The 7,830-nt window shown below is 71.1% G+C and carries 7 protein-coding genes; 3 read left to right on the plus strand and 4 right to left on the minus strand.

Translation table 11 applies throughout. The annotated features are described in order from the left end of the window. Positions 1 to 81: 81 nt before the first annotated feature. The 4 genes from EDF55_RS18070 to EDF55_RS18085 all read right to left on the minus strand — a co-directional run bounded on the left by EDF55_RS18070 (position 82) and on the right by EDF55_RS18085 (position 6,546). Positions 82 to 1,440 carry an extracellular solute-binding protein gene (locus EDF55_RS18070; RefSeq protein WP_123656365.1) on the minus strand — a complete coding sequence of 453 codons (1,359 nt, stop codon included), beginning with the start codon at positions 1,438 to 1,440 and terminating at the stop codon, positions 82 to 84. A gap of 135 nt (positions 1,441 to 1,575) precedes the next feature. Continuing rightward, positions 1,576 to 2,403 carry a PhzF family phenazine biosynthesis protein gene (locus EDF55_RS18075; protein ID WP_123656366.1) on the minus strand — a complete coding sequence of 276 codons (828 nt, stop codon included), beginning with the start codon at positions 2,401 to 2,403 and terminating at the stop codon, positions 1,576 to 1,578. A 219-nt stretch (positions 2,404 to 2,622) separates the two neighbouring features. Continuing rightward, positions 2,623 to 5,181 carry a lamin tail domain-containing protein gene (locus tag EDF55_RS18960; protein WP_123656367.1) on the minus strand — a complete coding sequence of 853 codons (2,559 nt, stop codon included), beginning with the start codon at positions 5,179 to 5,181 and terminating at the stop codon, positions 2,623 to 2,625. 111 nt (positions 5,182 to 5,292) lie between these two features. Further along, complete coding sequence (locus EDF55_RS18085) at positions 5,293 to 6,546, minus strand: ROK family transcriptional regulator (RefSeq protein ID WP_123656368.1); 1,254 nt, start codon at positions 6,544 to 6,546, stop codon at positions 5,293 to 5,295. A gap of 105 nt (positions 6,547 to 6,651) precedes the next feature. Between EDF55_RS18085 and EDF55_RS18090 the strand changes: the two genes are divergently transcribed. The 3 genes from EDF55_RS18090 to EDF55_RS18100 form a co-directional block, all read left to right on the plus strand. Further along, the gene (locus EDF55_RS18090; RefSeq protein WP_123656369.1) at positions 6,652 to 7,104 is read left to right on the plus strand and encodes a GNAT family N-acetyltransferase; all 453 of its coding nucleotides are present in this window, start codon (positions 6,652 to 6,654) and stop codon (positions 7,102 to 7,104) included. Beyond that, on the plus strand, positions 7,104 to 7,469 hold the full coding sequence (locus tag EDF55_RS18095) for an MGMT family protein (protein ID WP_123656370.1): 366 nt from the start codon (positions 7,104 to 7,106) through the stop codon (positions 7,467 to 7,469). The genes EDF55_RS18090 and EDF55_RS18095 overlap by 1 nt, the downstream gene beginning before the upstream one ends. A gap of 164 nt (positions 7,470 to 7,633) precedes the next feature. Next, the coding region (locus tag EDF55_RS18100) for a hypothetical protein (RefSeq protein WP_148079036.1) at positions 7,634 to 7,830 on the plus strand (197 nt) is incomplete at its 3' end.

Below are 7,830 nucleotides of genomic sequence, written 5' to 3' on the forward strand. Positions count from 1 at the left end.
GACGGATCTGAACAGGGGAAGGGCGGACGGGAGGCTCGGCGCACGACGTGTGTCGAGCCTCCCGTCCGTCATGTGGTCACGTCAGCGGACGTTGACCGTCTTGTCCTTGCCGACCACCCCGATGAGGGATTGGTCGTACGTCGCAGCCGCCTGTTTCGGCGTCTGCTGTCCGGTCATCACCGATTCCATGGCGACCTGGATGGCGTTCGAGATCTGCGAGTAGTCACTCGTCGCCGGGCGGAAGTTCGTGTGTTCCACGAGCCCGGAGAAGAACTTGAACGTCGGGTTGGAGGCGTCGTACTTCGGGTCCTCGGAGACGTCCTTGCGGACCGCGATCTGCGAGTTCTCGATGTCGTACTTCATCGAGCCGTCCTTGTTCAGGAACGTCGAGATGAAGTCGAACGCGGCCTGCGGGTTCTTCGAGTTCTTGCCCACCGCGAGCGTCCAGCCACCGGACATGCTGTTGTAGCCGGGAGCCTGGCCGTTCTGCGTCGGCATCGGTGCCTGGCCCATCACCTTGGACCAGTCGGCCCACGGCGCGGTGCCGGACTTCAGCCACGTGCCGGACTGCCACGATCCGTCGAGGTCGATCGCGAGCTGCCCCTTCGGGAGCCAGGTCTGCGCGATCGTCGTGCCGACGTTGGTGTCGAGCGCCTGCTGCGGTGTCGGGCCGAGACCGCCCTGGTACACGTCCTTGACGAACTGCAGCGAGTCCTGGAACTGCTTCGAACCGGTGACCCACTTGCCGTTCTTGTAGAGCGTGTTGCCCTTGCCGTCCGCCCCGTAGAGGAGCATCTCGAAGCCCTGCATCGTCGAGGCTTCACCCTGCGGCTTGCCCGAGTAGACGTTGAACGGGATCACGTCGGGCTTCTTCGCCTTGATGGTCTTCGCCGCGGCGAGGACGTCGTCCCAGGTCTTGGGCTGCCACGGGACGGGCAGGCCGACCTCCTTGAAGATATCCTTGTTGTACCAGAGGGCACGGGTGTCGGTGCCCATCGGGACGCCGTAGATCTTGCCGTCGTCGCCCTGACCCGCCTGCTTGGCGTTGTCGTAGAACTGGTTCCACTCCTTCCACTTCGCCGTGTACTTGTCGAGCGGCAGGAGGTAGCCGGCCTCGGCATCCGCCTTCACCAGGAAGGTGTCTTCGTACATGACGTCGGGAGCAGTCGCGGGCGCCTTGTTCATCAGCGCGAGCTTCGTGTAGTAGTCGTTCTCCTGCGCCTGGATCGGCACGAGGGTGACCTTGACGCCCGGGTGTTCCTTCTCGTAGGTCTTCTTGACGACCTTCATCTGGGCGTCGAGCTGCTGGAAGGATCCGAACTTCTGGTACGCGATCTTGATCGTGTCACTCGAGGCGGACCCCGAGCTCGAGCAGCCTGCCAGACCGAGTGCAGCCACTGCGACGGCTGCGAGTCCGGCGATGATTCGGGTGCGTTTCATCGGTGCTCCTTTGCACGGGTGATGTCGCGGGCTTCATCGCTCGCGGCGCGCAGTTAGTCCACCGTATTGACTTAATTCTTGTCAAGAGGATCTCCTGGATTGACCACGAGTTCGTGATGCGAGATCCGGGAGACGCTAGATGCGGGTCGCGCCACCCCGCACGGTGATGCCGCCGGAGGCCGGGACGTCGACGAGCAGGATGCTCGGACGGCCGACGTGGCGACCCTGCCGGATCACGATGCGGTCCCCGTCGTGAGCGCGCCCGATCGCACGGAGGTAGGCGCCCGTCGACGCCGCTGCCGACCCGGTCGCGGGGTCCTCGGTGATGCGGCCGGCCGGGAAGAGGTTGCGCGCCTCGTACTCCCCCGGCGCCGTCGGGTGCAGGACGGTGACGGTCCCGGCCCAGCCCCGCTCACGTTTGAGTTCGGCGAGCGCCGACGGGTCGAACCGGAACTGGTGGAAGAGGTCCTCGTCCGCCAGCACCAGCACCGGGTGCCAGTTGCCCGCGAACGACTCCAGCACCGGGTACCCCTCGGCGATGTCGTCGGCGGTCAGTCCGAGGAGCGCGAACAGCCGGGTCGCGTCGAACTCCCGCGAGTCCGGTTCGACGCTCGTCATCGCCACCTGCACGGCTCCGTCCGCGCCGACGGTCGCGTCGAGGGCGATGTCCCCGGCGGCCGTCGCGAAGGTGCGCGCGCCCGGGCCGTCACGCTCGGCGAGCACCACCGCGAGGGCGATCGTCGCGTGCCCGCAGAACGGGACCTCGGCGGCCGGGGAGAAGTACCGCACGCTGGTCGTCCGGTCGGTCGTGCCGGTGACGAAGGCGGTCTCGGGGTAGCCGACCTCCTGTGCGATGCGGAGCATCTCCGCGTCGCTCAGCGTCGACGCGTCGAGCACGATCCCGGCGGGGTTGCCGCCGCCCGGCTCGGCAGCGAACGCGGTGTACCGGAGGACCTCGACCATGCTCCCGACGCTACCGGAGTGCGCGTCGCCGCTTCGCGGGCCAGTCCGCTGCGGGTGGCTCGCCGTGCATGCCCCGCGTTCGCGGTCGAGTGCGCAGACGTTGCGCGCGAAGGGCCGTCAGAGGACGTCTGCTGCGCACTCGTCGCGGCCGTGGACCGGCGGACGGGCGGACGGGAGGCTCGGTGCCAGCCGGCACCGCGCCTCCCGTCCGCCGACTGCCTACGCGGCGCTGACGCGGCGGCGGCGGCGGCGTGCGACGAGGACGCCGGCGCCGGATGCGAGCAGCAGCAGCGCGGCGGCGATGCCGCCGGACAGGTCGGCGCCCGTGAAGGCGAGCTCGTCCGTCGCCGGGTCGATCGTGATCGTCGTCCAGCCGATGACGCTGCCGTCCGCCGCCGTGACCACGAGTCGGTGCGAGCCGGCCGGAGCCTCCGCGGGGATCGTCGCGCGGACCGTGCCGTCGGCGGCGACCGTCACCGTGCCGAGCAGCGTCGGGGTGGAGAACAGCCACACGTGCACCCGGTCGCCGGCGTGCTGCGTGCCGACGCCGATCGTGATCGTCGCACCCGCTCGGGCGCTCGACGGGGCCGTGAGCGAGCCGCGGTTCGCGTCGGTCAGGGACGACTCCGTCGGCGCGATCGGTGCGCTGTCACCGACCGGAGCCGGGGCCGGTGTCGGCGTCGTTGACGGCGTCGGCGTCGTTCCGGTTCCCGGCGTCGTGCCCGGGTCCGTCGGCGTGGTGCCGCCGTCGCCCGGGGTCGTCCCGGGATCCGTGGGATCGGTGCCCGGGTCGGTCGGGTCCGTGCCGGGGTCGGTGCCGGGGTCGGTCGGGTCCGTGCCGGGGTCGGTGGGGTCGGTGCCGGGGTCGGTCGGGTCGGTGCCGCCGTCGTCGGTGCCCGGGTACGTGCCCGTCCGCAGGGAGAAGCCGTCGGTGTCGTTGTCGTCCGCGTAGAACGTCGCACGGGCGCCGTCGACGCTGGCGTCCGCGATCGCGATCGCGAAACCCTCGTTGGCGAGGGCTCGGTCGGCGTTCGCCGGAGCCTCGTAGACGGTGTCGAGCGTGAACACGCCGTCCGTGATCGTGTACAGCGCGGTGCGGCCGGCGCAGGCGTCGTCGCAGACGACCCAGAGCGCGTCGAGGGTCGGGTCGAACTGCAGGTCCGCGACCACCGCGAACGGCGAGGCGATCGTCGCGACGCGCTGGAACGAGCCGTCGTCCATGAGGGCGTACGCGTACGTGCTCGCGGTGCCCTCGACCCCGACGAAGAACAGTCCGGCGCCGTGTCCGGCGTAGCGCGACGGCGTGTACGCAGCGCCGGTGTGCTGGTCCGTGAAGCCGTGGGCGGTGAGCCACGCGTCCGGGATCCAGGTGACGCCCTCGAGCCCGGAGTTCGCGCCGAGGCCGGGGAAGTCCGCCGTGAGGTTCCACTCGTCCGTGGCGTTCAGCGTCCGCTCCGAGCCGTCGGTCGTCGCGAAGCGCAGGACCGATGGGCGGCTCGTCGACGAGACGTCGTTGTTCCGCTCCGTGGAGACGTAGACCGCTCCGGGGTCGTCGGAGGTCACGGTGACACCCTCGGCGTCGGGCGTGCCCGCCCCGTCCGCGTAGTGCAGCGTCGTCCCGGCGGCGTTGGAGGGCGCCCACCCGCCCGTGCCGTCGGACACCATGCGGTACAGCAGACCGTCACCGTTCTGGACGCCCCAGAGCACGCCGCCGCCGACCGCGGTGGAGGAGGACTGCCAGTCCAGGCCACTGAGGTCCCCGGAGAAGGTGTCCTCGTCGTCGAGCACGGTCTCGTCGGGGCTGCCCGGCCACGCCTCGGCCGTGACGACGCCGGCGAAGGTGTTCGCCGCACCCTTCGTGGGTGCCGAGGTCTCGGCGAAGTCACCGGTGCCGTCGGGGTTCCGCCCGTACGTGGTCGCCGCGTGCGCGGTCCACGAGTACGCGTCCAGCTCGGTGCCGTTCGGGTCGTACAGGCGCACGGAGTCCGCCTTGCCGAGCCCGAAGCCGAGCGCGGCCTCCTCGACGACGGAGAACCCGCCCGCGCCGATCGTCGTCCCGGCCGGGATGGCGTACGCGTGGTCGTCCTCGCTGTCCTTGACGACGTAGCCGCCGAGGTCCACCGCGGTGCTGCCCGTGTTCACGAGCTCCACCCAGTCGCCGGGGACACCGTCCTGCGACTCGACCTCGTTGATGCGGATCGGTGAGGAGCAGTCGTTCGCGGCGCCCTTGGTCGAGCCCGTGGTGTCGACCAGCGGGCCGGTGCCGTCCGGGCAGCGCCCCCAGGTGACGTCGGCCTTCGTGGTCCAGTCGTACTGCAGGACGAGCGCGCCCGAGGCGTCGTACACGCGCGCGGAGTCGGCGTCACCGAGACCGAAGTCGAAGCCGGGCTTGCCGTCCTCGGGCTGGTCGATGACGAAGTACCCGCCGGCAGCGATGGTCGAACCGGCCGGCAGGACGTACTGCGCGTGGGTGTCGTCGCTGTCCAGGAACCGGTAACCGCTCAGGTCGATCGCCGTGGCGGACGTGTTCTCGAGCTCGACCCAGTCGGTGTCGTCGCCGTTCGTCTCGACCTCGTTGATGACGAGGCCGTCCGGGGCGGCAGCCGTGACGACAGCGGTGGTCGCGGCGGCAGCGGTGGTCGCGGCGGTCGCGGCGGCAGCGGCGGCAGCGGTGCTGCCGGTCGTCGCGGCGACCGCGGGGGTGCTGGCGAGCACGCCGGCGGCGAGCACGGCACACGTCGCGGCGACGGCGCCGAGGCGCAGGGCTGGGGAGGGCATGCAGGTTCCTTCGAGCAGGACGGCGGGGACCTGCACGACTGTTCAGCACCCGGGCGTCCGGCTGGTGACCCCGCGGTGAACGACCGGTGTCGTCAGCGCTGCAGCAACTGGTCAGCGCCGGATCAGCAGCGCGCTCGCCCGCGGGGACAGTGCCGCATCGAGCACGAGGCACGCCGCCCCGACCGCCGCCACGTCGGCCCCACGGTCGCTCTCGACCACGGTCACCGGGTGCTTCGGCACGAGGATCGGCGACCCGGTGATCGCCGTGCGCGCCGCAGGGAGCGCAGCCGCCGCGATCCGCGACCAGAACGGACCGCCGAACACCACGCGGTCGATGTCGAGCAGGTTCACGATGACGACGGCCGCGCGGCCCATCACGGTCCCGGCGTCCGCCGCGAGCTCGTGAGCGGTGGCGTCCCCCGCGTCGATCGCCGCGCCGAGGGCGTCCCAGGCGCGGTCGACGTCGGCCGCGTCGCCCTGGCCCCCGTCGGCACCGCCGAGGTCGAGCCCCCGCGACACGGCGAGCCGGACGATGCGCTCCGGCGCCACGGCCGCACCGACCTCGCCCCGGTCGGAGACCCCGTCGGGTGTGCCGGCGAGTGCCCCCTGTTCGACCATGATGTGGCCGGCGTCCCCGGCGTTCCCGCCCGTCCCGCGCACGGGTTCGTGGTCGACGACGAGGCCGACACCGAACCCGGTGCCGAAGTACACGAACGCGAAGTTCCGCGCCGAGGACTCCCCCGCCAGGAACATCTCGCCGACGGCGGCCGCGGTGACGTCCTTCTCGAGGAGCACCGGGTGCCCGGTCGCCTCGGCGATGGCGTCCCGGAGCGGCACGTCCCGCCACCGCGGCAGGAACGGCGGGTCGACGACGATGCCGGCGTCGACGTCGATCGGCCCCGGGCTCGCGATCCCGACACCGAGCACGGCGTCGGAGTCCACCTCGGCGGTCGCGACGAGGTCGTGGATCGCGGACGCCATCGTCCGGATCACCTGGTCGGGGTCGTCCGCGGTCGGGGTCGACGTGGTGGTGGACGCGACGACGGTGCCGGCGAGGTCGAGCAGCACGTACGTGACGACCGCCGGGTCGACGTGCACCCCGACGGCGAAGCGGCTGCCCGGTTCGAGCCGCAGGATGGTGCGCGGCTTGCCACGGCCGGAGACGATCGTGCCGGACTCGACGATCATGCCCGCCTCGATGAGGAAGCGGGTGACGTTCGACACCGTCTGGGCGCTCAGACCGGTGCGACCGGCGAGCTCGACACGGCTCAGACCGTCGGGCGACCGGCGCACGGCGTCGAGCACGACCGTGCGGTTGAAGCCGCCGATCGACGGCAGGTTCGCGCCGCGCCGGTGTTCCGCCATGCCTGGACCATATCGCGACCGTGCGGCTCACCCGCGAGGATGACTTCTCCACCGACAGTCGCCGACGGCTGGCCCCCACAGGGGTAGCACCGTTACCCTGACCGCATGACGGACCTCCGCCTCGAAGAACTCTCCGCAGCGACCGCCGCCGCGGCCAACTCGCTGACGCTCAAGCCCGGGCAGGAGCAGTTCGTCCAACCGACGACCTACGGGGTGGCCGAGTCCGACGTCAAGCCGAGCGCGTCGTGGCCCCGCGTGGTCCTCGACGGCGACGAGGTGGTGGGCCTCATCATCGGCAGCTTCGACGCCGAGAACCCGCAGGAAGAACTGCAGGCCTGCATCTGGCGCGTCAACGTCTCCGGCACCGCACAGGGCCGCGGTGTCGGGCGCTTCGCCGTGCACGGGCTCGCCGACGAAGCCCGCAAGCGCGGGTTCGAGCGCCTGACCGTCGTGTACGAACCGGGTGAGGGCTCCCCCGAGGACTTCTTCAAGGCGGTCGGCTTCGACGTCGTCCGCGAGACCCAGTACGGCGACCACTTCGCGGTGCTGTCCCTGTAGTGCCTCCCGGAGCACCCGACCCGCACCCGGGAGCACCTGACCCCGACGACTTCGGGGCTGCGGTCGCCGCTGTCGTCCGGTCGATCCCGCCCGGACACGCGATGACCTACGGTGACGTCGCGGCAGCACTCGGGTCCCGCGCGTCGCGTGCCGTCGGGAAGGTGATGGCGCACGAGGGCTCCGACCTGCCGTGGTGGCGCGTGGTCCGGTCCGGCGGGCTGCCTCCGGTCCACCACGAGGCACGTGCGCTGGAGCACTACCGCGTCGAGGGCACGCCGCTCACGTGGGGCCGGACGACCTGGAGGCTCGACATGCGTCGTGCACGCTGGTCGCCCGAGCCGGACGGCGAAGCAGACCCCTTTTGATCACGAACCGGTAACGGGCGAGAACTGACCCAAACCACTCCGGCGGGGGTGCCGAATCACTGTCACAAGCCGGGAAACACCCGGAGCGCTCACCAGCCGCAGGTAGCTGGTTCTCCACCCTCAAGCGGGGTGTGTTCGGCGTGCACACAGCAAAGGACTCACTCATGCGCAAGTTCACCAAGACCACGGTCTCCCTCGCCGCTGCCGGCGCGATCATCCTCGGCGGCGCCGGGTTCGGCGTCTCGGCCGCGAACGCTGCCACCCCCACCATCCACACGGTCGCGTCGTCGTCCTCGAAGATCCCGGCCCCGGTCGCATCGGTGCCCGAGGTCCTCGGCGGCAACACCTCCGTCGCCCTCGA

Source organism: Curtobacterium sp. ZW137 (genome assembly GCF_003762905.1).
Taxonomy (GTDB): domain Bacteria; phylum Actinomycetota; class Actinomycetes; order Actinomycetales; family Microbacteriaceae; genus Curtobacterium.